We start from the raw sequence: 22,921 nt of genomic DNA, 5'->3' as shown, positions 1-22,921 counted from the left end.
ATATAATCTTTATGGTGATACCATTAAATCTATTGAATTCATGTAAGGTATATTATGTCACAGAAGAATCATATCTGGCCTGCTTACGTCGATATGATGACGGTGTTGTTGCTCGTCTATATATTGATGAACTGTATGTTTTCTGTCATTATTTCGAACGCGGATCTTGATAAAAAAGGCGGCGCTGCCTCGGGGAGCGATCCCCAACAGATTTCTGCCGCCGGTAACGCGCTCGATCAGAACGCGGCCGCCGGGCAGATAGACACTACTAAAGCCTCTTCGGATCAGGACGCTACTGCCGATAGGTCAACACATGTCGCCGCGGCGCCATCCGGTATCGCTAACAGCACAGGCCAATCGGATCATGGCGGTATCGAGAAGCAATCAACCGATAAAACTGACCGATCTACTGCTGCGGGTTCGGTCTCCGCTCAAGTAGCATCCGATCAGAACGCAGATGCGACTAAGTCGATAGAGAACTCTACGCTACAATCAAATGCGAAGAATGCGGGTCGCACCGACAAGGAGAAGCTTGCCGCTGGCAGCAAAATTCAGGCTGCCGCAGCCGGCGCGGTAGTGGCTGATGCAGCTGCGTCTGATCGGAAAGCCGCTGCAAGCAGTGCAGCAGGCAGCGTTTCAGTGGAAACGCATAATTCTGACAATGCTGCGGAGGCTGGAGATTCGATCGTGCAGAAGCATGCTGCCGGCGATGTTGCGCAAGCGAACGCTGCAGGCAACCAGACCAGAGATTCCGCATCCTCTGGTGATAAAACGAACGTTACTGCCGCAGCTGGCTCTCAGAATCTGATGTTCCTGCAGGCGTACAAGGATTTATATAATAATAAGCCGGGCGATTTGCAGATCAAGTTTAGCTCTCAGCAGGAAAGCTACCTCGATAGCGACAAGACGCAGGTGGTTTCGTGGCTGAACAATTATAAAGGCAAAAGCGGAACCTATGCCGTCGGTGTCTTTGTACATGATGCTGGAGGAAAAAGTTCCAGCAGCCAACTCGTTCAGCAAACCAGTCTCTATTATCAATTGATGGCGATCTTCAAGGCACAGGGCATTGATCTGACCAAGGTTGACATCCGAAACGCGGCTCCTTCTGATGACATCGACAATGTGGTTAAAGCGCGGTTTGTTCCGTGCCAAGGCGAATGCGCCGTTCAAAACCGGTAGTAAGAAGGGTAACGGGTCACAGATATTCTTGACTGTGGCCCTAGCGGCCCTCTTCATCGCGTTCTTTACAATGAAGGTCGATATTTCGATCCAGGCCCACGGCTACCTTCAAATAAAGGATAAGAACATCGTGGTGGAGCACCCGATCGGTGGCCGCGTCGATAAGTTGTTTGTCAGGGAGGGGCAGGAGGTTGAGAAAGGTCAACCGTTAGCAATCATTGATAATAGTTATGTTTCAGAAGAATACAGCAAAAACAAGATGCTTGTCTCGACGTTACAGATGAGAATCGAACGTATAGGTGCGGAAATAGAGGGTAAGGATTTTGTTTTCAGCGGTGATACGGGTTCTGAAGATTATGCAGCCTATCATCAGGAATATGCTGTTTATCAGGCTAATAAGAAGAACTACGAAGACGAGCTCAAGGTTAGTCAGTCAGTGGAAGATGAGCGGCGCTCGGAAATCGGTGCGAATGAAACGCTGATTGATGGGTTGCGGCAACAGCTTGTTTATGACCATAAGCAGGTCAAGATGGTTGAGGGGTTGGTAAAAATGGGCGCCGCAGCCCAAGGAACACTTTTGACTCGTCGTTCTGAGGCGCAAAAGACACTCAATGATCTGAACAACGCCATTTCCAAGACAAATATATTGCGCGACCAAGCTGAGAAGGCCAAGCTTGATACCGAGAAAATCAAGAAAAATCATATTAGCGAAAAGCAGAATGAGTTGCTTAAGGTACAGGATCAACTTTCCGAGGCACAAGCTAAGTTGTCTGGTGCGCATGCTCGAAAGCAGCAAGAGCAAATATTGAGCCCAGTTCGAGGTAAGATACAAAAGCTTACAAAATCCCATGAAGGAAGCGTTATCCCACCTGGTGGCGAGATACTGGAAATCACCCCAAAGGATGTTCCTGTCGTTGCTTCGGTCAAGCTCGATACGAAGGACAGAGACAAAATCTGGGTGGATATGCCAGTCAAGGTGGAGATCAATGGTTTTGAACGTGCATCGGAAAACTCCCTTAGAGGAAAAGTGATACTTATCAGTGCTGACTCGTTCTCTGAGGAAAGAGGGGCACGTTACTATCAGGTCGAAATATCTATCGACCAAAATGACATCAAAGAAAAACTCTATCCCGGAATGGCAATCAGCGCCTATTTTTTGATCGGTAAAAGAACGATCTCGGAATATTTCTTTAAACCGTTACTGCGCGGCGCCCACCACGCTTTATCTGAGCCATAAGTAATTTAAATTGTATTGGAAAAAATATAATTGATGCATATTTGATGAAGGTCGCATGGTAATGAAAATATCATTTCAAATATCGAATTGATTATGTATAATACGCATAAAATTTATTTTATGTGGCCGTCTGTTTGAAATTTCTATCGTCTGGCTTCTATATATATTAGGAAGTAATAAAAACGAACGATTCAAAAGATCATATCATTCTTATAAAGACCCTTCAGGATAATCAGCTTCCTTTCTCTCTGCAGGGATCCGCTGTTTCGATTGAGGGGCAGGATTTTGTCTTCAAAACAGCATCCGGTGACGTTTATAAACTTCCTTTTGCGGCTCAGTTTGCCGGTTTGGCCGACGACACATTTAGTCTGACATTTTCCGACGGTCAGCATCTGACGTCAAAGCAGTTGATTGAAAAGGCGATCGCTAACTATAGCAAGGTTGATGTTCATCTTTCTGAACATGATGGCAATGCGCAGAATGCCTCGCAGCAGGATCAGCAGACACATGAAAAGGTGATCGTTAAAACGATTGTCGAGAAGGTGCCGGTGCATGACGCTCTTGGTGCGTCAATGCAGGACGATGATGCTTCGAGCTCGCATTCGAATTCGACAGATGATCCAGAAACGCACATGGATCTTATTGATATCCGTCCGGCTCCGCCGCCGATTCAATTCGCCAGCTCTAGCGGCGGCGCAAGCCATTCCCAGCCGGACATTCCTACGCCTCCACCGGTTCCCAATCCGAACCCCGCCGATCCGGGACAGAAAGTTTTTCCACCCTTAAATCAGTTGCAGCTCGATACGCTTACTAACGACGCAGATCATACCATAGTTGTGGGTGGAGGATCGCGCACAAATCCTTCTTACGATAACCAGTACGGTGCCCGCACCATCAATGTTGATGACGGAGACTGGACAATTGACGCGCGTATCCGTGGGAGTTCGGATAACGAGCATACCTTGACCAGAATCATGCGGATGGACAACGCGACCGAGATCACAAGCGTCAAGGCTAGCCAGAGCAGCAATTATCATATCGTTACCTGGGATTCTCCTGAAGGGCAAAGCTTGGGGCTTGCCAAAAACGAATTTGGCATTGTCTACTCAACGGATGCAACGGAGCAGTTTCAGGTTCATGTAGAGTTTTCACCGCCGACCGCGAATGGTGACAGTTCGCATGATTACGGCTTTCAGATCGTGCCGAATCCGACGTCCACTTATGATCCTGACGGGAACGTTCAGCTGGGTACCACGCCTACGCCAGTGATTATCAGGGGGGGGGGATGGAAATGACAAGATCATCGCGGGACATGGCCAGGACGTTTATGACGGTGGCGATGGACATAATATTGTTGACTATAGTGATTATGACCGCGGCATTACCGTTGATTTTCAGGCCAACAACAGAGACACCCTGACCGCGCTTGGAATTGACGATACGGATTCTGCAAAGATTTCTTCTACTGGATCTTCGCAGGTGATCAATAATGTTCAGGAAATTTATGGAACGAAGTTCGATGATACGTTTGTCACGAACGGCGGCAATCATATCTTCCATGGTGGCGATGGTAATGATACATTTATCGGCTATGGTGGTAATAATGTTTTTGATGGGGGGAGCGGAAGTAACACTGTTGATTACCGAAATATCGGTGGACAGAAATTCGATCATATAGATATTGCATCGGATATCGGTATCGATTTCGACGGTGTGGAAGTTGACCTATCCAAAAACATAACAAGCAAGAATGGTTGGACGGATTCCAAGGGAAATTTCGGGCAAGATCAATTAAATAATATTCATACCGTCTATGGAAGTGCCCATAACGATCTGATTATCTGTGGCGATGGCGACGATATTATCTATGGCGTTGCGGGTGATAATCTCATCAAGGCTGGGAACGGCAACGACAAAATCGACGGCGGAACTGGCAATTCCACGATGGATTATTCAGGATTGTCAACGCGGGTTGATGTCGATCTCAATAGTGGCGTTGCAACGAAGTACCAGTACGGTCAGGACGATCTGACCAATATTTATCGTGTCATAGGCTCGGCCGGGGGTGGTTCCTTGGTGGGGCGCACCGGTTATTCAAACATTTTGATTGGTACAGATGGGCAAACTCGTTTCGTGGTAAATGGTGGAACGAATGTGCTGTATGGCGGGCAAGGTAACAATACGTATACAGCTACGGATACGGTCGTAACGATCCATGCTGGCGGACAGGTCAATACCGCGAATGTGAATAACAGTCTTTTGGACTACTACGGTTCCGCAAGCGGAAACGACACGATCATTTCACAGGGTGGTAGAGGTACCGTACACGCAGGACAAGGGCATACGGATATTTCTTTCCTGGGGGCATCCTATAGCGAAATTTACTCCGGAAACGGTGGTTCTATTACATATCACGGCGGTAATTCCTATACGCATCTCTATCTTGATGATGTAACCAATACAACGCTGGATTACTCTGCTTTTTCCTATGATCGGTTCTATGCGGATTTGATCGCTGGGGTGATACAGAATGGATCTGGCGCATCGGACGTTATTTATAGTGGCCATATCAGCAGTATTATCGGTACAACGAGTGGTAATGGAACTTACAACGCTGACGGCTATAAATTTGATCTAAATATAACTGCTTTTGAATCCAATAATCATATTTATATGGGGGATGGATCTAATAATACAACCATCATAAATGGTACGTCTAATGGAAACACAATCAAGATCGGCTCAGGGGCGGTTAATGTTGTTACGTTAACAGGAGGCGGAAACAATAATACCATAACCGGAAAGAATGGAGCACTCGATAATACGATTGCGATCAATGGGGACGGCAACAGTAATACAATCACCTTGGGTAGTGACAGTCATGATAATAATATCACTGTTGAGGGTGGGGCGAATAATAACAGTATCACCGTCAATGGCGGTGGCGTGAACAATACCGTCGCGATGGGTAATGGCGGTATTAATAACGGAAATAAAATTACTATTGCCGACGGATCAAGTGTTAACGATGTTACAATTTATGGTGATGGGAAGCAGAATAATATACAGATAGGAAAGGGGAGTACTGGTAATGATATTCATATTACAGGTGTCGCTACAAGTAATGTAATTACAATTGATGGTGGTGGGGCTAACAATGTAAACTTTGATAAAGGTGGAAATAGCAATATTATAAATGTCCTCAGCAATTCAGGGGATAATACTTTTACTTTTGATGGTGTGAGTAATGGTAATGGAGTGACGGTCGGAAAAGATTCCGGGAACACCAATGTTAAGATAAATGGTGATGGATCATCAAATACCTTTACAGTGGGAGCAAACTCCAAAACCAACACGTTTGAAATTACGGGCAATGGATCTAATAATATATTCAAAATTTCGAGCGGAACACATAATCAGATTTATATTGATGGCACCGGTGTCAATAATAGAGTCGATTACAGCGAAACGACCGGTAAGATCCAGATTGATCTCTCGCAGAACAAAGCACTGCTGAATGGTAGTGGCGGAAGCGATGATTATCGGGGAATCGACTATATCATCGGCAATGCAGGCACTGGAAACAGCTATATATCGAAGGACGGGGTAAACACCACATTCGACATCAGCGCTGGAAGAAGCGCAACCATATTGGCTGCGAATTCCAGTAATAACACCTACATTGTTACCGGTGGCCACGGAGATATTATTGACTATCGTGGGATAACCGTGGCGGCTACGTTCAACCTAAACAGCAATGGTGGAACGGTCGTTAAGGGAAGCAATACCGATACAATCAAAACGGGCTATTTTGGTACCGTCTATGGAACGAACCATGGCGACACTTTCAACATTGGTGCCAATATGTCCAATGTTAACATCACGGGCGGTACTGGAAACGATTCTTTCATTCTGAGCTCGACGTGGAAAACAACCGGTTCGACTTATGACGGCGGTGCTGGAAATAATACGTTCAAGTATAACGATACAACAAGCAATGCGTTTCAGGTAACAATCACAAATGCACAGGATGGAAAATTCAGCTTCACCGGCGGATACGGCAGCAATGGCTCATTCACCGCAAACAACTTCAACAAGCTGATATTATCAGGCGCAAATCCACAAACTGTTGATTGGGGTGCCGGTCACAGCGGGATCGACGTTGCCGTACAAGCGCATGTTGTTGCCAGCAATTATAATACTTTCTATGTTGTGGGTGGCGGAAATCATATTGATGGTGGTGCGGGAATTACTCTGGCTTCTTATAGTTTTGTGGATTATTCCCATTACTATTCAAGCAATGACACCAGTCTAACCATAAATCTGGATACAGGCAACGTTACTTTTGGAGATAGTCGAGCTGCTGATAAGCTGACAAATATTAATGCTGTTGCGGGCTCTAACGGTGACGATTCAATCACTGGTCATACTGGTATGTCCGATATTTTCTATGAAAGCGGCGGTAACGATAATATCGACGGTAACGGAGGTACCGGTAACATCTACAAGGCAACGATGGGCTATGTTCATGCGGATTTCAGTAACGGAAGCATCGGCAAGTATGACGATTCCGGGCACCTCATTGGAACCGATACTATCACGCATATTCAAGAGTTTGATTCCACGCACAATGTTGGTGGTAATACGATGATCACCACATCTGGCAATTTCAATATGACCTATAATCTATCCGGTGGTGGTGATTATTATTTCACCGGGGCCTCGCATTCTGCCGACAATATTAATATCAGCAATAACAGTAAACTTCATCTTGATTATAGTGGCCTTGGTACAGATATGACGGTAGATCTTAGTGGATATACTGGAAATCATACTACAGATATTGCGAAAGGCTCCGCGCATGATACCATACATGGCGATATTAACTTTATTGTAACGTCAAATGGGGACGATATCATCAACTTTACACATGTCTCCGATATATCTGGAATAACTATCGATGGTGGCGACGGCAACAATACCCTGCAACTGAAAGCCGGAGGCGACGCCGCTCTTGACTTGGGCGGGCTGACGAACGTTACACATATAACGACGATTGATCTCAGCGCCTCGCAGCACGATTCGATCACCTTCAATTTAGATCATTTTTTTGATCATAACGCGGAAGATAACGTCACGATGAAGCTCAATTCGGGTGATGGTGGTCGCCTCCACATGACCTATGACACGAATACGTGGGAGCTTGCTCATTCAGAAGGGAACGACGTTTACACCGACAGGCAGAATGGCCATACATTTACGGTCGATCATCAAGCCCCTACTCTGGCCGCTTAATTGGCTGTTGGCGCGCCCGGTGTTAACCGGGCGCGTTACCGTTTTCCTCAAATGATTCAGTATAGTTAAAGGTACGGTCTCTCCATGAACGTACAGCACGATCAGGGCTGTCTTACATTGATTTCGGCAGCAAATGGACTGGCACAGTTTTTTGATATGAGGCTGCCGACATCGTTTATGGGGAGGGTGTTTGAACTCTATCCAGACGATGAACGCTTTGATGAGATATTGAATTTCATAGGCATTACCATGGGCGGTTACTTTATCCGCCTTAGTCGCGATAGAACCCAGGACGATCATGAAAGTTGCCTCGTTTACCAGGCGGGAGAATGGTCGAGTCGCTCTGACGCGGCAGATAACCAGAAAGCTCTGGTCTTCAAGTTCATTCCCTCTGGCGATACCGACACGCTGACGCCGACACGACTGATCCGTCTTTGGACCAAAAGACGAACCGGTCTATTTACGTTCTTCTTCATTGCATTTGCGTTGAATATTCTCGCTCTGGGAATGCCGCTCTACATGAACGCGATATATGGGCGTGTTATACCGGCTTCCGCCGAAGCGTCTCTTTGGACATTGTCCGTACTTCTAGTGGCTTTCTTTCTTCTGGAGATATATCTTAAGAAGAAAAAGGAGCTTGTTGTTTACAAACTGATCCGCGATTTTTCAGTGTTCTTCGAGCCCAATTATATTCGTCGACTTATTTCGATCATTTCGAATGAGCGTAATTTTTGGGGCGGCGCGCGCACTTTAGCCATCGCAAACCTGGCAAAACTCAAAGGTGCGTTGTGGATATTGATCTCATCACAGTATGTGGATGTGATTTTCTGTCTGCTGTATTTCCTCGTTATAGCGATAATTGCCCAATATCTCGTCATCGGCGTCATTGTAATGGCGCTTATCCAGATAGTCGCAATACTATATTACGACTATAAATCGAGGATAGATGTGGGGGGCCAGTCGCAACACGGTGCCACATTGCCCATTCCGTTTGTCGACGATTATAAAGCCAATGGAATGGACGATGCATTTGTCTCTATCTACCTGAACGGTAGCGAGAAGAATAATATAATAGAGGAAAAGAAACTCGCACAGCGCGTGTCCATGAGCTCAACGCTTTCCTTTCTGTCTTCGTCACAGACCGTGGTGATCGTTGTTCTGGCCTATTACCTGTTACAATATGGGGAGCTCGCACCTGGCGCACTGTTCGCGACGATTATTTTGTCAGGCAAGATAAGTCAGCTCATTTCGTCGCTTTCTTCCTTTTTGCCTTTATTTAGAAGCATGAAAGAATCGCTTCAACATATCAATGGCGTCCTCGCAGACGGTAACACCAAGACGCCTATCCATATGAATGACCAGCAAAACAAGAATGGTTGGAGTGTTCGCGGTCTTGGGTTCTCGTTTGAAGAAAAATCAGGACGAAAGGTTCTTGATGATATCAATTTTGATATTGGGGCTGGTGAGAAGGTGGCGATTGTTGGAGCTGGAGGGAGCGGCAAGACAACGATCTCGCGCCTTCTTCTGGGACTGATGGAGCCAACCACTGGCAGAATTTCGTTCAATAGTTCAGATTATCCGCGCTTTTCTGCGCTAAGGGAGGAGACCTATTATTTCCCTCAGAAGAATTTTTTCTACTATGATACACTTTTCGAATATTTCGGGTCGATTGATGAGGAGCGGCTGAAAACGGCACTCTCCTTACCATTCATGAGATGGCTACCTCAGGTTTTTACAGGCGGTGTCTATGCACCAGTGAGTGCCGTAGCGGGCGTGTCTGTCGACAAGATGCAGATGCTGGAAATGTGCCGATTGGCTGTGTCCGATAAAAAGTTCTTTTTTCTCGATGAACCGACGGCGTTTGTGGGATCGAATGTAGAGAAGCAGTTTTGTTCCATATTGGAGGAAAAGCTGAGCAGCGCTTCCACACTGGTGCTTTTTACTGGGCGAAGCAATATGCTTCATCTTGTGGACCGTGTGATATTCCTGGAAGAAGGGAGAATTGCATTTGACGGTCCGAGAGATAAGTTTCTCTCCCTGTTGAACACGAAATGAGATGAAAATCTACTACACAGGGATCATCAATACGCATCCGCACGAGACTGGCCGTGTTCGCTTCAAAGCATCAAAACACGACAATCATCGCCGATCGCGGCGGCCGGTGCATTTTCTTCCCTGATGAGAAGTGCTTTCGAGCCCACGAGCGCCGAAAGCATGGACGAATCCTGCATCGGAAACGGCTTTGCGATCAAGGTGCCGTTTGGGGTTGATTCGATCGTAGCCCGAATATAATCGCGGCGATGATCGTTTGCAGGCAGGACTGTGCCAAGCTTTGCCGGGCGGATATCGGCAGCGAGGTCAGTTCCGGCAAGTTTGGCGACAAGCGGACGCAGAAAGACGAGACTACAGACCAGGCTCGAAACAGGATTACCCGGCAGGCCGATAATGTGCACGGTCTTGCCATTCACACGGGTGCGTCCGTACATCAGGGGTTTGCCCGGCCGCATGGCGATCTTCCAGAAATCGAGATCGACGCTCAGTTTTTGAAGCGCGCCGTGCACAAAATCGCGGTCCCCGACGGAAGCGCCGCCAATTGTCACCAGAATGTCGATGCCGCTTTGCAGAGTGTCGGCTATTGCCTGTTCGATCGTAACCGGATTATCCGGGATGATTCCCCGATCTTGCGGTTGTCCGCCTGCTCGCCTCACGATTTCGGCAATTCCAACACTGTTAGATGCAACAATCTGGTCCTTTCCAGGCGTTTCGCCCGGTGCAACAAGCTCATCGCCCGTCGCGATAATCGCCACTTTTGGCCTCCGGAACACGTCGATTTTGGCGTTTCCGCTGGCCGCCGCCAGCGACAGGGCCGCAGCATCCAGCGTGCGCCCCCGTGGAATAACCACATTGCCGGGCGAAAAATCGAGGCCTGCGCGGCGTATATGGCGCCCGGGTTCTATGCCCGCCTGAACAGTCAGCTGGTTGCCCGATCGTTCCGTATGTTCCTGAATGACGATTGTGTTGGTGCCTTTGGGCAGGGGCGCGCCGGTAAAAATACGGACCGCCTGACCGACCCCCAGTTCGCCTTCGAAACGGTTGCCTGCGGCCGATTCGCCGATAATCTCGAATTGAACGGGATAAGAAATATTCGCCGGTGCAATCAGGGCATAACCATCCATTGCCGAACCGTCAAAGGGCGGTTGCAGGAAATGCGCTACGAGAGGCGTTGCAACGACACGCCCACCCGCATCCGACAAAGCAACTTGTTCGTTGCCGTGCGGCTCTGCGGATTTCAGGATGCGGGCCAGTGCTTCATCGACCGGGAGAAGGGACATTGCGTTTCCTCTCGAACTGAATTGTTGACCCGCTTAGAACATAAAGCCTGTCCGGACGAATTGATCCAGAGCAAAGTTCAGTGCTTTATGCTTTCCAGTCACCCGATTTGCCGCCGCTCTTTTCTGTCACGCGGATGCCGCCGATCTCCATATGTTTATCGACGGCTTTGGCCATGTCGTAGATGGTGAGACATGTGACGGAAACGGCGGTAAGGGCCTCCATTTCCACGCCGGTGCGTCCTTTGAGCTTGGCGAGTGCGCGCACGCGCAAACCGGGCAGTGTCTGATCGGGCTCGATTTCGACTGCGACTTTGGTGAGCATGAGCGGGTGGCAAAGGGGGATAAGATCGGCGGTCTTTTTTGCCGCCATGATACCCGCCAGGCGCGCAGCGCCAATGACATCACCCTTCGCGGCGTTGCCTTCCAGAATGAGCGCCAGTGTTTCCGGCTTCATTCTGACCGATCCTTCGGCCATGGCCTGGCGTTCGGTTTCATCCTTGGCCCCGACATCCACCATATTGGCGGCACCGGTCTGGTCGATATGGGTGAGCTTGGACGTCATCGGTCAGGCCTTGCCGGTCAGGAGCGCACGGGTAGCCGCCGCGACATCTGTCTGGCGCATCAGGCTTTCCCCGATGAGGAAGGTGCCGATTCCGGACTTTTCCAGACGCAGGCAGTCCTCGTGGGTGAAGATGCCGCTTTCACCAACCAGAACACGATCGGACGGAGCCATTTTTGACAGACGCTCCGAAACGGCGAGATCAACCTCGAATGTGCGCAAATTGCGGTTGTTGACGCCGAACAGGCGGGATGAAAGCTTCAGCGCGCGCTCCATCTCGGTTTCGTCGTGCACCTCGATGAGCGCATCCATGCCGAGTTCGAATGCTGTTTCTTCCAGCGCCTTCGCCAGATCGTCATCAACGCTTGCAAGAATGATCAGGATGCAGTCCGCGCCCCAGCTGCGGGCCTCATGCACTTGGTATGTATCGAACAGAAAATCCTTGCGCAGGGCCGGGAGACTGCATGCATTGCGCGCTGTTGTCAGAAATTCCGGTGCTCCCTGAAAAGACGGTGTGTCGGTCAGAACGGAGAGACATGCTGCACCGCCGGCCTCATAGGCTTTTGCAAGTGCAGGCGGATCGAAATCAGGGCGGATGAGGCCTTTCGATGGGCTCGCCTTCTTGATCTCGGCAATCAATGCAAATTCATTGGCTGCGCGTTTTGCTTCCAGCGCCTTCAGAAAACCGCGCGGCGCTTCCTGGTCTTGTGCACGTGCCTTGAGATCGGCGACGGTGCGCTCGGCCTTGGCTGCGGTGATCTCTTCGCGCTTGTAAGCTTCGATCTTGCGCAGAATGTCGGTGGACATGGCTGATCCTTTCCGTCAGGCGGATTCGTCGTTCGAAACGGCAATCACCTTCTGCAAGACAGCAAGTGCAGCACCGTCGTCGATAGACTTTGCGGCAAGTGCGATGCCTTCCGTCAGGTCTTTCGCCTTGCCGGCAATGACGAGTGCCGCGCCTGAATTGAGCAGGACAATATCTCGATAGGCATTTTTCTCGCCTTCAAGCACACCCAGCAGAGCCTTGGCATTCAACGAAGCCTCGCCGCCCTTCAGTTCTGCCGGGTCGCAACGGCGCAGACCAACCTCTTCCGGTGAGATTTCGAATGTGCGGATATGACCATTCTCAAGCGCGGCAACCTGTGTCGTGCCGGCGGTCGTCATTTCGTCCAGCCCGTCGCCATAGACGACCCAGGCCGCTTCGGAGCCCAGTTCCCTGAGTACTTCGGCCAGCGGTACAAGCCATTGCGGCGCAAATACGCCAACGAGTTGACGCTTGACGCTGGCAGGATTGGAAAGGGGGCCAAGCAGATTGAAGATGGTGCGTGTTCCAAGTTCCACGCGGGAAGGGCCGACATGACGCATGGCGGAATGGTGCATCGGCGCAAACATGAAACCGAGACCGGCTTCGGTGATGCTGCGGCCAATCGTGTTTGCGCCGGCTTCGATGTTGATGCCGAGGGCGGCCAGCGCATCGGCTGCGCCGGAACGGGAGGAGAGGGCGCGGTTGCCATGCTTGGCAACAGGGACGCCAGCACCCGCGACAACAAATGCCGAACAGCTTGAAACATTATAGGAGCTGGACTGATCGCCGCCGGTTCCCACAATATCGATTGCGTTGGCCGGCGCCGAAACTGCCAGCATCCGCGAGCGCATGGATGCGACAGCACCAGCGATTTCCGGCACGGTTTCACCCCGCACGCGCAATGCCATCAACAGTCCGCCGATCTGCGACGGGGTTGCCTGTCCCGACATCATGATGTCGAAGGCAGCCTTGGAGTCCTCGAGCGAAAGCGGCTCGCCCGATGCGGCTTTCGCGATATAGGGTTTTAGATCAGCCATTCTGGATGCCCACCGTCCTTAAAACGCCAAAGCGTTGTTGATGACGGCCTGATTTATCTTCACAGGGTACTGCTTCTGCAATTCGCCGACGAGCTGCTCGAGAACATCATCCGAAAGCGTTGTCGCCAGATATTTCTGCTGCTGTTCCGGAATGGCTTCCGGACCGGCTGCCGCGGGTTCGGTTACTTCAACAACCTTGAACAGGATCTGGGCATCGTTCGAAGGCGCAGCCGCGCTGCCCGTGAACCCGTTGGCTCCCCGGAAAATCTGCGCTGCCGCTGCGGTTCCGATATCGGCATCGTTGGTCGTGCGGATGACACCACGCTTGGTCTGCTTGTCAACGCCCAGTTCGGCAGCGATCGTATCAAGCGTCGCGCCATCGTCGAGACGCTTCTTCAGTTCCTCCACACGCTGGTTGAGACGCTTGACAGCTTCTTCGCCTTTCCACGCCGCGACAACCTTGTCCTTTACTTCGCCCAGTGTGCGCTCCCGTGCTGGCGTCACGCCATCAACCTGATACCAGAGATAGCCGATATTGCCCATGGTAAGGGCGTCGTTGTCAAATCCCTGATCAGCCTGGAAGACAGCGGAAAGCAATGCTTCGGAGTTTGGCAGCTGAACCGGATTGCCGGAAGGATCGTTGCCCTCCGCATCAACCGCTTCCACCGTGACCGCCTTGAGGCTCAGCTTTTTTGCCACGTCGGCCATGGAAGCACCGTCAGAGCGTTCCTGCTCATAGGAATCATGAATGCCGCTAATGCTGCTTGCCGCGATATTGTTTGCAAGTGTGGTGCGAATTTCGCCTTCAACATCAGCCAGCGGCTTCACATGAGCCGGTTCAATCTGCGTCACGCGCAGGATAACGGGGCCAAAGCTGCCCTTGATGACCGGGCTCACGCCATTTTCCGCCAGTGCAAAAGCTGCATCGGCAACGGCCTGATCGGGAATGGCCGACTTGTCGAATGTGCCGAGTTTGAGATCGTCTTCCGTTTTGCCCTGTTCCTTGCCGATATCGACAAAGCTTGTTCCTGCGGCGATTTTCTTCCGGGCAGCTTCAGCAGCAGCGTCGTCGGCAAAGCTCAATTGTTCGATGGTGCGCTTTTCGACCGTGCTGAAACGGTCCTTGTTCTTTTCGTAATATTCGTTGATTTCATCCTGCGTGACTGCGGATGGATCGGCAATATCCGCCGGTTCCAGCTTCACATAGCTTATCTTCCGGTATTCCGGTGCCTTGTATTCGTCCTTGTGCGCGTCAAAATAGGTCTTGAGCGCATCGTCGGACGGGGCGGGGATGGCGTCGGCTTTTTCGGCCTGAATGGTCACATAATCAACGCTGCGGGTTTCGCCCTGATAAAGGGCGAGCGCCTTCAACGCCGCATCCGGGAGCTTGATGCCGTCGGTTGCCGCTTCCACAATCTGCTGGCGGCGGGCGACTTTTGCACGATTATCGAGGTAATCCTGTGCGCGGATGCCGGACTGGCGAAGCACGGCATCGAACTGCGCGCGATTGAAATTGCCGCTTGCATCGTGGAAGGCGGGATCTTCGCCGGTCAGCCGCGCAATGCCGTCCTTGGAAAGGCCCAGATGCATGGTCCGCGCGCCTTCATCCAGAACCACGCCGGCGGCGAGTTGGGCGAGCACCTGGTTTTCGACGCCGAGCGCCTGCGCCTGTTCGCGCGTCAGACGCTGGCGAAACTGCTGCGACAGACGCATCATCTGTTGCTCATAGGCGAAACGATAATCGGTGGCGCTTACTTCGGAATCGCCGGCCGTCATCGCCGCGTTGCCCGTCAGGCCGCCGCGAAAGACATCGGAGATGCCCCAGATCGCAAAGCTCAGTACAAGCAGGCCAAGCAGAAGCTTGGCGACCCAGGATTGAGCGGCGGAACGCAGGCTGTCGAGCATTGGAAACCCTTCAAGAACAAATCGAAGCTCGGCTTTTATAGATAGAGCCAGTCAGGGGATAACCTCAAGCAAGCCCCATATGCAAGGTCTCATTGCATGATGGCACGCAAGAACATTTGCATTGCGGCACGAATACGCTTAGTCAGTGGCAAATTTTGGCGCTGGTCTGCTTTCAAGAGGCGGTGGCGTCAGCTGTTTTGAACAGGCGAGGAGAATGAAATGACTCCGGGAATCCGTCCGCTGGTTGCTGGCAACTGGAAGATGAATGGCACGGGAGAATCCCTGACCGAATTGCGCGCGATTGCTGCCGGCCTGAGCTCCGATCTCGGTCGCAAGCTCGACGCTGTGATCTGCGTGCCGGCGACGCTTCTTTCTCGCGCGGCCGAAACGCTCGAAGGCGAAACGGTTGGCCTCGGCGGTCAGGACGCGCACTTTAAGGCGTCCGGTGCGCATACGGGCGACATTTCCGCCGAAATGCTCAAGGAAGCTGGCGCTACGCATGTCATCATCGGTCATTCCGAGCGCAGGACCGATCATCACGAAAGCAATGAGATCGTTCGCGCCAAGACGGAAGCCGCCTGGGCTGCCGGATTGACCGCGATTGTCTGCGTCGGCGAGACTGCCGATGAACGCAAGGCCGAGCGCACGCTGGACGTGATCGGCAAGCAGCTTGTCGGCTCATTGCCGGACGGCGTGGATGCCGGGAATACGGTCATCGCCTATGAACCGGTCTGGGCAATCGGCACGGGGCTGACGCCGACCGTGCAGGATGTGCGCGCCGCGCATGCCTTCATGCGTGAGCAGCTGATTGAGCGTTTCGGCGCGAAAGGTGCTCATCTGCGCCTGCTTTACGGCGGTTCGGTCAAACCTTCGAATGCGATGGAATTGCTCGGCGTTGCCGATGTCGATGGCGCGCTTGTCGGTGGTGCGAGCTTGAAGGCAACCGACTTTCTCGCCATATGCGAAACCTATCGTAATTTGTAACCGGCACATCGCGTCTGTCTATCTTGGTCTCGGGGCTTGGATTATCGGACAATAGCGTGTAAAGAGCCGCTCTAGTTTTAGGGATATAAAGACCGTAACCCATGCAGACCGTAATCATTGTCATTCATTTGTTGATCGTGCTGGCGCTTGTCGGCGTTGTGCTTATCCAGCGTTCGGAAGGCGGCGGCCTTGGCATTGGCGGTGGTTCGGGGTTCATGACGGCTCGCGGCGCAGCAAACGCGCTGACCCGCACGACAGCCATTCTTGCGATCGGTTTCTTCGCGACGTCGCTTATCCTCGGCATCATGGCGCGTTACGGCGAAAAGCCGACCGACATTCTCAATCGTATCCCGGCGGCGACTGGCAGCCAGACGGCTCCGGCAGGCGGCAATGGCGGCGGTATCCTCAATCAGCTGGGTGGTGAGTCTTCGCACCCTGACGCCAATCAGACCGCACCGGCGACTCCCGGCGCTACGGCACCGGCAACGCAGCCCGACGCTGCCCAGCCGCAGGCGCCGGCTGTTCCAGAAACGCCAGCCAATCCGGTTCCAAGCTCGCAGTAAGAATACGAGCTAGAATGAACGCAATGCGAAACCGGCCCCCGAGGCCGGTTTTCTTTTTGTTAACCATCGCACCGCAAAGTGTTGCAAGCAGGCAATAGGCTGCCGCGAATCGCATTGCAGAATGATGGCAGCGAATTGAGAACCGGAGGGCTTTGCAGTAAGGAGAGCGAAAGTCTGATCGCATCGATGCGCAGATGTTTCTCCCTTGTGCTTGAATTTTCGGGAACCGAACATGTTTTCACGCCGTATTCTGATGGCAGGTATTGCAAGTCTCTGCATTGGGGCGACCGCCCCGGCATTTGCAGCTTCGCCGGTAAGTGCTGAAGCGCAGCTCAACGAAGCTGCCGCGTCCGTTCAGCAGGTTGCTCTTTCAAGCGAAACCAAGGCCAATCCCGAGAAGCCGAAAAAGAAGAAGGCTGCCAAGGGCGGCAATGCGGTGAAAGCCAACAAGTACAGTATCGATCCGAAGTTCCGGGCGCAGGAAGTGGCTTTTACCGGCTACAAGCCCGGCACCATCGTGATCGATCCAAAACAGCGTTTTCTCTATCTGGTGGAAACCTCAACCACGGCTCGCCGCTATGGCATCGCTGTTGGCAAGCAGGGTCTGGAATTCCAGGGCAAGGCGACGATCAGCGCCAAGCGCGAATGGCCGCGCTGGATTCCGACCAAGGAAATGATCGAGCGCGATCCGGCTCATTACGGCCGTTTCAAGAACGGCATGGATGGCGGTCCGGGCAATCCGCTTGGTTCGCGCGCCATGTATCTCTTTCAGGGCAACAAGGACACCTACATTCGCATTCATGGCACGGTGCAGCCATGGACCATCGGCAGCTCCGCTTCCAATGGCTGCTTCCGCATGATCAATGAGGATGTGATGGATCTTTATGAGCGCGTGGGTCTGGGCACCGAAGTGGTTGTTCTCTGATCCGCAAATGACTATGGGAATATGGCCGGGCTCGCGGGCCCGGCCTTTTCTTTTGCCTCAATCGCTGTTCTGCCGGTGGAAACTGTGGATTTCGCGCTTCGACATGGCTTTATGCAGAGAGGGGCGCTAGAGAGAACAGACGTATTCGCTCCGGGGTTTTCGGCTCCGGTTTTTCTTTGTGCAACGACGATTACCGCCTGGCTTCGGTGGAAAAAACACCGCAGGGTGCATTTTTTTGTGGCGGAATCAATCAGGAAAGTCTAACGAGATAAGCCCATGGCGCGATATGTATTCATCACTGGCGGCGTGGTTTCTTCCCTTGGAAAAGGCATAGCTGCCGCAGCACTGGCTGCACTCCTTCAGGCACGCGGTTATCGCGTGCGTATCCGTAAACTCGACCCTTATCTGAATGTCGATCCCGGCACGATGTCGCCTTACCAGCATGGTGAGGTGTTCGTCACTGACGATGGTGCCGAAACCGATCTGGATCTGGGCCATTACGAGCGGTTCACCGGTCGGCCTGCCAACCAGCAGGACAATATCACCACCGGTCGCATCTACCGCAACATCATCGAAAAGGAACGCCGCGGCGATTATCTCGGTGCGACGGTTCAGGTCATTCCGCATGTGACCGACGAGATCAAGAACTTCGTCCTCGAAGGAAATGAAGATTATGATTTCGTTCTTTGCGAAATCGGCGGCACCGTTGGCGATATCGAGGCCATGCCGTTCCTGGAAGCCATCCGCCAGCTTGGCAATGAATTGCCGCGCGGTACGGCTGTCTACATCCACCTGACCCTGATGCCCTATATTCCGGCTGCTGGCGAATTGAAGACCAAGCCGACCCAGCATTCGGTCAAGGAACTGCGTTCCATAGGCATTGCCCCGGATATTCTGCTGGTGCGTGCTGATCGCGAGATTCCTGAATCGGAACGCCGCAAACTGTCGCTGTTCTGCAATGTGCGTGAAAGCGCGGTCATTCAGGCGCTCGACGTGGCCACGATCTACGATGTTCCGATTGCCTACCATAAGGAAGGCCTCGATTCGGAAGTTCTGTCGGCATTCGGTATCGATCCGGCTCCCAAGCCGCGCATGGATCGTTGGGAAGAGGTTTCCAACCGTCTTCACAATCCGGAAGGCGAAGTGACCATTGCCATTGTCGGCAAATATACCGGCCTCAAGGATGCCTATAAGTCGCTGATCGAGGCGCTTTATCATGGCGGCCTTGCCAACAAGGTGAAGGTTAATCTCGACTGGATCGAGGCGGAAGTCTTCGAAAGCGAAGATCCTGCTCCCTATCTGGAAAAGGTGCACGGTATTCTCGTCCCGGGCGGCTTTGGCGAACGCGGTGCCGAGGGCAAGATTCTCGCTGCAAAATTTGCGCGCGAACGCAAGGTTCCTTATTTCGGTATCTGCTTCGGCATGCAGATGGCCTGTATTGAAGCTGCCCGCAATCTGGTCGGCATCGAAAACGCGTCTTCGACCGAATTCGGGCCAACTAAGGAGCCGGTTGTCGGCCTCATGACCGAGTGGCTGAAGGGCAATATGCTTGAGAAGCGGGCGGCGGCTGGCGATCTTGGCGGCACGATGCGCCTTGGCGCATATGAGGCCGCATTGAAGCCAGGGTCGAAAATCGCCGAGATTTATGGATCGACGGATATTTCAGAGCGCCACCGCCATCGCTATGAAGTCAATATCGACTACAAGGATCGCCTTGAGACAGCCGGATTGAACTTTGCAGGCATGTCGCCGGATGGTGTTCTGCCGGAAACGATTGAGTACCCTGACCATCCCTGGTTCATCGGTGTCCAATACCATCCAGAACTGAAATCCCGACCATTTGAACCGCATCCGCTTTTCGCTTCCTTCATCGAGGCGGCGATCGAGCAGAGCCGCCTAGTATAGAGCGGCTCCGGTTAGAACGGAATCGTGGAACCGCTCTATCTTATTGGCCGCATTATCCGACGCATCGAAGCGGGATCAGAAATCAATCCGGTGGACTGATTTCCCCGCAGAGGCGCTTCGCACTTTTGCTGGAAATGCTTTAGAACTCTGACGCGCCTTTCGGGGCGCGTTTTCGTTTCGTCTTGCAGGCAATAGTCTTGTTTTCGAGCCATCTTTACGCCAGATAAGATGCTAACGGGCATTCAGCATTGAGGTTCATGTTATGGCGACGGCCAATTCATCCGTAAAAGTCGGAAACGTTACTTTTTCAAACAGCGCGCCATTTGCCCTGATCGCAGGGCCGTGCCAGATGGAAACGCGTGAACACGCTTTCGATATGGCAGGCCGTCTCAAGGAAATGACCGATAAGCTCGGCATTGGTCTGGTCTACAAGTCCAGTTTCGACAAGGCTAACCGCACCTCCCTCAAGGCTGCGCGCGGAATCGGCCTCGAAAAGGCGATGGAAGTTTTTACCGATCTCAAGAAGGCGTTCGGTTTTCCGGTGCTGACGGATATCCATACCGAAGAGCAATGTGCCGAAGTCGCGCCTGTGGTCGATGTCCTGCAAATCCCGGCATTCCTCTGCCGACAGACCGATTTGCTGATCGCTGCCGCAAAGACGGGACGTGTCGTGAATGTCAAGAAGGGGCAGTTTCTCGCACCGTGGGACATGAAGAATGTTCTGTCCAAGATCACGGAAAGCGGCAATCCGAATGTGCTTGCGACCGAACGCGGTGTTTCCTTTGGTTATAATACGCTCGTTTCCGATATGCGTTCCTTGCCGATCATGGCGGGTCTTGGTTCGCCTGTTGTTTTCGATGCGACTCACTCGGTACAGCAGCCGGGCGGGCAGGGCGGCTCGACAGGCGGACAGCGTGAGTTCGTGGAAACACTCGCACGTGCGGCGGTAGCCGTGGGTGTTGCCGGGCTGTTCATCGAAACGCATCAGGACCCGGATAACGCACCATCCGACGGCCCGAACATGGTTCCGGTCGACAAGATGCCCGCCCTTCTGGAAAAGCTCATGGCTTTCGACCGTATCGCCAAAGGGCTTTAAACAGTTCTCGGGGAAATTGAAAAGGCGGGGGGATGTTCCTCCGCCTTTTGTTTCGCTAAGGCCTAAAAACTGGCTCGGTGCATAATCTTTTCTGCAAAGTTTCAGGATTATGCGCTAAGAAATGGCCGCATCGGATTTGTTAAGCGCCTCGCTTATAGGGCGGGGCAATCTATAGGGAAGGACTGGTTCCTATGACTGCAATCATCGACATCGTCGGCCGCGAAATTCTCGACAGCCGCGGCAACCCGACCGTCGAAGTGGACGTGGTGCTTGAAGATGGCTCTTTCGGACGCGCTGCCGTTCCGTCCGGCGCATCGACTGGCGCACATGAAGCTGTAGAGTTGCGCGACGGCGGCAGCCGCTATCTCGGCAAGGGCGTGGAAAAGGCTGTTGAAGCGGTCAATGGCAAGATTTTTGACGCTATTGCAGGCATGGATGCGGAAAGCCAACTGCTTATCGACCAGACGATGATTGACCTCGACGGCTCTGCCAACAAGGGCAATCTCGGCGCCAATGCAATTCTGGGCGTTTCGCTTGCCGTTGCCAAGGCCGCAGCCCAGGCGGCCGGCCTTCCGCTCTATCGCTATGTTGGTGGCGCAAACGCTCATGTTCTGCCGGTCCCGATGATGAACATCATCAATGGCGGCGCACATGCCGACAATCCGATCGATTTCCAGGAATTCATGATTCTGCCGGTCGGTGCCTCATCCGTTCGTGAAGCTGTTCGCTACGGTTCGGAAGTTTTCCATACGTTGAAAAAGCGCCTCAAGGATGCCGGTCACAATACCAATGTCGGCGATGAAGGCGGTTTCGCGCCGAACCTGAAGAATGCCCAGGCTGCGCTCGATTTCATCATGGAATCGATTGAGAAAGCCGGTTTCAAGCCGGGTGAAGATATCGCCCTCGGCCTCGACTGCGCGGCGACCGAATTCTTCAAGGACGGCAACTATGTCTATGAAGGCGAACGCAAGACGCGCGATCCCAAGGCGCAGGCCAAGTATCTTGCCAAGCTTGCCAGCGACTATCCCATCGTCACCATCGAAGACGGTATGGCCGAAGACGATTGGGAAGGCTGGAAATATCTGACCGACCTGATCGGCAACAAGTGCCAGCTTGTCGGCGACGATCTGTTTGTCACCAACTCGTCCCGCCTGCGTGATGGTATCCGCATGGGTGTCGCCAACTCGATCCTCGTCAAGGTCAACCAGATCGGATCGCTGTCGGAGACACTCGACGCTGTCGAAACGGCTCACAAGGCTGGTTATACCGCTGTCATGTCCCACCGTTCGGGTGAAACCGAGGATTCGATGATTGCCGACCTCGCCGTTGCCACCAATTGCGGTCAGATCAAGACCGGTTCGCTGGCTCGTTCCGATCGTACAGCCAAGTACAACCAGCTTATCCGTATCGAGGAAGAACTGGGCAAGCAGGCACGCTATGCAGGCCGCAGCGCGCTGAAATTTCTTTGATCCTACCGTAATTGAATGAGGAACGGCGGCGTAATAGCCGCCGTTTTCGTTTAGGGTAGTGTATGATCTGACGTTTGCAGGGTTTCACTTTCCTTGTGGCAGAGCAGGATAACGAGGCACATCATCGATGGAAGCGCATAGATGAGGGCGCCCAACTGTGTGTTCAGGGGATTTTCTTTCGCTTGCCAGGCCATAAACCAATCACCGGCGACAACCATGAAGCCAATGCCCCAAACAGCGACAGCGCAGCACGCGCCGAGTATTGTCCAGTTTTTACCTGCCGAAAATTTCGTATAACTGCCACAAAGGTTGATCAGCATTTTTGCAAAACCGATAGTGGCGAACACGCCCGCCAATGTTTCTATCGCTGTGATTACCGCAAGACCTGCATAGGGTGCCCAACTCACAGTAATTGCACGCCATGTCTGACCGGGAATCCCATAGGTGTCTGTCATAGCTAAAAGGGGCCTGACGGCATTTTCGGCGGTTCCAGAAAAATCAGCTGTATTGTTAAGAAGGCTCAACATCCCCCATAGGGCAGGAAATAGTGACATAAGAATGCACGGAATCCGCTTTATAAAGATTTCGTTCATGGTATCTGTCTTGTATACACACTTATGCTTTCCGACA

At 52.2% G+C, this 22,921-nt stretch carries 17 protein-coding genes; 11 read left to right on the top strand and 6 right to left on the bottom strand.

Annotated elements, in window-relative coordinates:
- Positions 1 to 54 precede the first annotated feature (54 nt).
- The 5 genes from AVM02_RS12315 (at position 55) to AVM02_RS12295 (ending at position 9,766) form a co-directional block, all read left to right on the top strand.
- Complete coding sequence (locus AVM02_RS12315; protein WP_411507237.1) at positions 55 to 1,179, top strand: hypothetical protein; 1,125 nt, start codon at positions 55 to 57, stop codon at positions 1,177 to 1,179.
- Entirely contained in the window at positions 1,109 to 2,416 is a 1,308-nt protein-coding gene (locus AVM02_RS12310; RefSeq protein ID WP_411507236.1) for an HlyD family type I secretion periplasmic adaptor subunit, read from the top strand. The genes AVM02_RS12315 and AVM02_RS12310 overlap by 71 nt, the downstream gene beginning before the upstream one ends.
- A gap of 347 nt (positions 2,417 to 2,763) precedes the next feature.
- Entirely contained in the window at positions 2,764 to 3,711 is a 948-nt protein-coding gene (locus tag AVM02_RS12305) for a hypothetical protein (protein WP_411507235.1), read from the top strand.
- A gap of 184 nt (positions 3,712 to 3,895) precedes the next feature.
- The gene (locus AVM02_RS12300) at positions 3,896 to 7,711 is read left to right on the top strand and encodes a beta strand repeat-containing protein (protein WP_411507234.1); all 3,816 of its coding nucleotides are present in this window, start codon (positions 3,896 to 3,898) and stop codon (positions 7,709 to 7,711) included.
- A gap of 84 nt (positions 7,712 to 7,795) precedes the next feature.
- A complete protein-coding gene (locus tag AVM02_RS12295) occupies positions 7,796 to 9,766 on the top strand; it encodes an ATP-binding cassette domain-containing protein (protein WP_411507233.1) in 1,971 nt (656 codons plus the stop codon).
- 62 nt (positions 9,767 to 9,828) lie between these two features.
- Here the strand turns inward: AVM02_RS12295 and glp are convergent, their stop codons facing one another.
- The 5 genes from glp to AVM02_RS12270 all read right to left on the bottom strand — a co-directional run bounded on the left by glp (position 9,829) and on the right by AVM02_RS12270 (position 15,349).
- Complete coding sequence (gene glp / locus AVM02_RS12290; protein WP_411507232.1) at positions 9,829 to 11,043, bottom strand: gephyrin-like molybdotransferase Glp; 1,215 nt, start codon at positions 11,041 to 11,043, stop codon at positions 9,829 to 9,831.
- Between the two features lie 85 nt (positions 11,044 to 11,128).
- Positions 11,129 to 11,605: a cyclic pyranopterin monophosphate synthase MoaC gene (gene moaC, locus AVM02_RS12285; RefSeq protein ID WP_411507231.1), complete on the bottom strand. Its 477-nt coding sequence runs from the start codon at positions 11,603 to 11,605 to the stop codon at positions 11,129 to 11,131.
- Between the two features lie 3 nt (positions 11,606 to 11,608).
- Entirely contained in the window at positions 11,609 to 12,409 is an 801-nt protein-coding gene (gene trpC / locus AVM02_RS12280; protein ID WP_411507230.1) for an indole-3-glycerol phosphate synthase TrpC, read from the bottom strand.
- Between the two features lie 15 nt (positions 12,410 to 12,424).
- Entirely contained in the window at positions 12,425 to 13,444 is a 1,020-nt protein-coding gene (trpD, locus tag AVM02_RS12275; protein WP_411507229.1) for an anthranilate phosphoribosyltransferase, read from the bottom strand.
- Between the two features lie 18 nt (positions 13,445 to 13,462).
- Positions 13,463 to 15,349, bottom strand: a complete 1,887-nt coding sequence (locus tag AVM02_RS12270) for a peptidyl-prolyl cis-trans isomerase (protein WP_411507228.1) — start codon at positions 15,347 to 15,349, stop codon at positions 13,463 to 13,465.
- A gap of 219 nt (positions 15,350 to 15,568) precedes the next feature.
- Between AVM02_RS12270 and tpiA the strand changes: the two genes are divergently transcribed.
- The 6 genes from tpiA to eno all read left to right on the top strand — a co-directional run bounded on the left by tpiA (position 15,569) and on the right by eno (position 22,291).
- Positions 15,569 to 16,333, top strand: a complete 765-nt coding sequence (tpiA, locus tag AVM02_RS12265; RefSeq protein WP_411507227.1) for a triose-phosphate isomerase — start codon at positions 15,569 to 15,571, stop codon at positions 16,331 to 16,333.
- Positions 16,334 to 16,434: 101 nt separating this feature from the next.
- Positions 16,435 to 16,896, top strand: coding sequence for a preprotein translocase subunit SecG (gene secG, locus AVM02_RS12260; protein ID WP_411507226.1), 462 nt, complete (start codon positions 16,435 to 16,437; stop codon positions 16,894 to 16,896).
- Positions 16,897 to 17,128: 232 nt separating this feature from the next.
- Entirely contained in the window at positions 17,129 to 17,821 is a 693-nt protein-coding gene (locus AVM02_RS12255) for a L,D-transpeptidase (RefSeq protein ID WP_411507225.1), read from the top strand.
- A 276-nt stretch (positions 17,822 to 18,097) separates the two neighbouring features.
- The gene (locus tag AVM02_RS12250) at positions 18,098 to 19,726 is read left to right on the top strand and encodes a CTP synthase (RefSeq protein WP_411507224.1); all 1,629 of its coding nucleotides are present in this window, start codon (positions 18,098 to 18,100) and stop codon (positions 19,724 to 19,726) included.
- A gap of 262 nt (positions 19,727 to 19,988) precedes the next feature.
- On the top strand, positions 19,989 to 20,822 hold the full coding sequence (gene kdsA / locus AVM02_RS12245) for a 3-deoxy-8-phosphooctulonate synthase (protein ID WP_411507223.1): 834 nt from the start codon (positions 19,989 to 19,991) through the stop codon (positions 20,820 to 20,822).
- Between the two features lie 191 nt (positions 20,823 to 21,013).
- Positions 21,014 to 22,291 carry a phosphopyruvate hydratase gene (gene eno / locus AVM02_RS12240; protein ID WP_411507222.1) on the top strand — a complete coding sequence of 426 codons (1,278 nt, stop codon included), beginning with the start codon at positions 21,014 to 21,016 and terminating at the stop codon, positions 22,289 to 22,291.
- A 50-nt stretch (positions 22,292 to 22,341) separates the two neighbouring features.
- Here the strand turns inward: eno and AVM02_RS12235 are convergent.
- A partial coding sequence (locus AVM02_RS12235; protein ID WP_411507221.1) for a DUF2165 family protein occupies positions 22,342 to 22,921 on the bottom strand: 580 nt, incomplete at its 5' end.

It is taken from the genome of Brucella anthropi, assembly GCF_046630315.1.
Classification (GTDB): Bacteria; Pseudomonadota; Alphaproteobacteria; order Rhizobiales; family Rhizobiaceae; genus Brucella; species Brucella anthropi_A.
The sequence above is the reverse complement of the archived record's forward strand: the minus strand, read 5'-3'. Positions and strand labels throughout refer to the sequence as shown.

What these genes read in the sequence shown, in the direction of transcription:
- AVM02_RS12315 (WP_411507237.1), top strand. Translation starts at nt 55, where the DNA reads ATGTCACAGAAGAATCATATCTGGCCTGCTTACGTCGATATGATGACG.
- AVM02_RS12310 (WP_411507236.1), top strand. Translation starts at nt 1,109, where the DNA reads ATGACATCGACAATGTGGTTAAAGCGCGGTTTGTTCCGTGCCAAGGCG.
- AVM02_RS12295 (WP_411507233.1), top strand. Translation starts at nt 7,796, where the DNA reads ATGAACGTACAGCACGATCAGGGCTGTCTTACATTGATTTCGGCAGCA.
- glp (WP_411507232.1), bottom strand. Translation starts at nt 11,043, where the DNA reads ATGTCCCTTCTCCCGGTCGATGAAGCACTGGCCCGCATCCTGAAATCC.
- moaC (WP_411507231.1), bottom strand. Translation starts at nt 11,605, where the DNA reads ATGACGTCCAAGCTCACCCATATCGACCAGACCGGTGCCGCCAATATG.
- trpC (WP_411507230.1), bottom strand. Translation starts at nt 12,409, where the DNA reads ATGTCCACCGACATTCTGCGCAAGATCGAAGCTTACAAGCGCGAAGAG.
- trpD (WP_411507229.1), bottom strand. Translation starts at nt 13,444, where the DNA reads ATGGCTGATCTAAAACCCTATATCGCGAAAGCCGCATCGGGCGAGCCG.
- AVM02_RS12270 (WP_411507228.1), bottom strand. Translation starts at nt 15,349, where the DNA reads ATGCTCGACAGCCTGCGTTCCGCCGCTCAATCCTGGGTCGCCAAGCTT.
- tpiA (WP_411507227.1), top strand. Translation starts at nt 15,569, where the DNA reads ATGACTCCGGGAATCCGTCCGCTGGTTGCTGGCAACTGGAAGATGAAT.
- secG (WP_411507226.1), top strand. Translation starts at nt 16,435, where the DNA reads ATGCAGACCGTAATCATTGTCATTCATTTGTTGATCGTGCTGGCGCTT.
- AVM02_RS12255 (WP_411507225.1), top strand. Translation starts at nt 17,129, where the DNA reads ATGTTTTCACGCCGTATTCTGATGGCAGGTATTGCAAGTCTCTGCATT.
- AVM02_RS12250 (WP_411507224.1), top strand. Translation starts at nt 18,098, where the DNA reads ATGGCGCGATATGTATTCATCACTGGCGGCGTGGTTTCTTCCCTTGGA.
- kdsA (WP_411507223.1), top strand. Translation starts at nt 19,989, where the DNA reads ATGGCGACGGCCAATTCATCCGTAAAAGTCGGAAACGTTACTTTTTCA.
- eno (WP_411507222.1), top strand. Translation starts at nt 21,014, where the DNA reads ATGACTGCAATCATCGACATCGTCGGCCGCGAAATTCTCGACAGCCGC.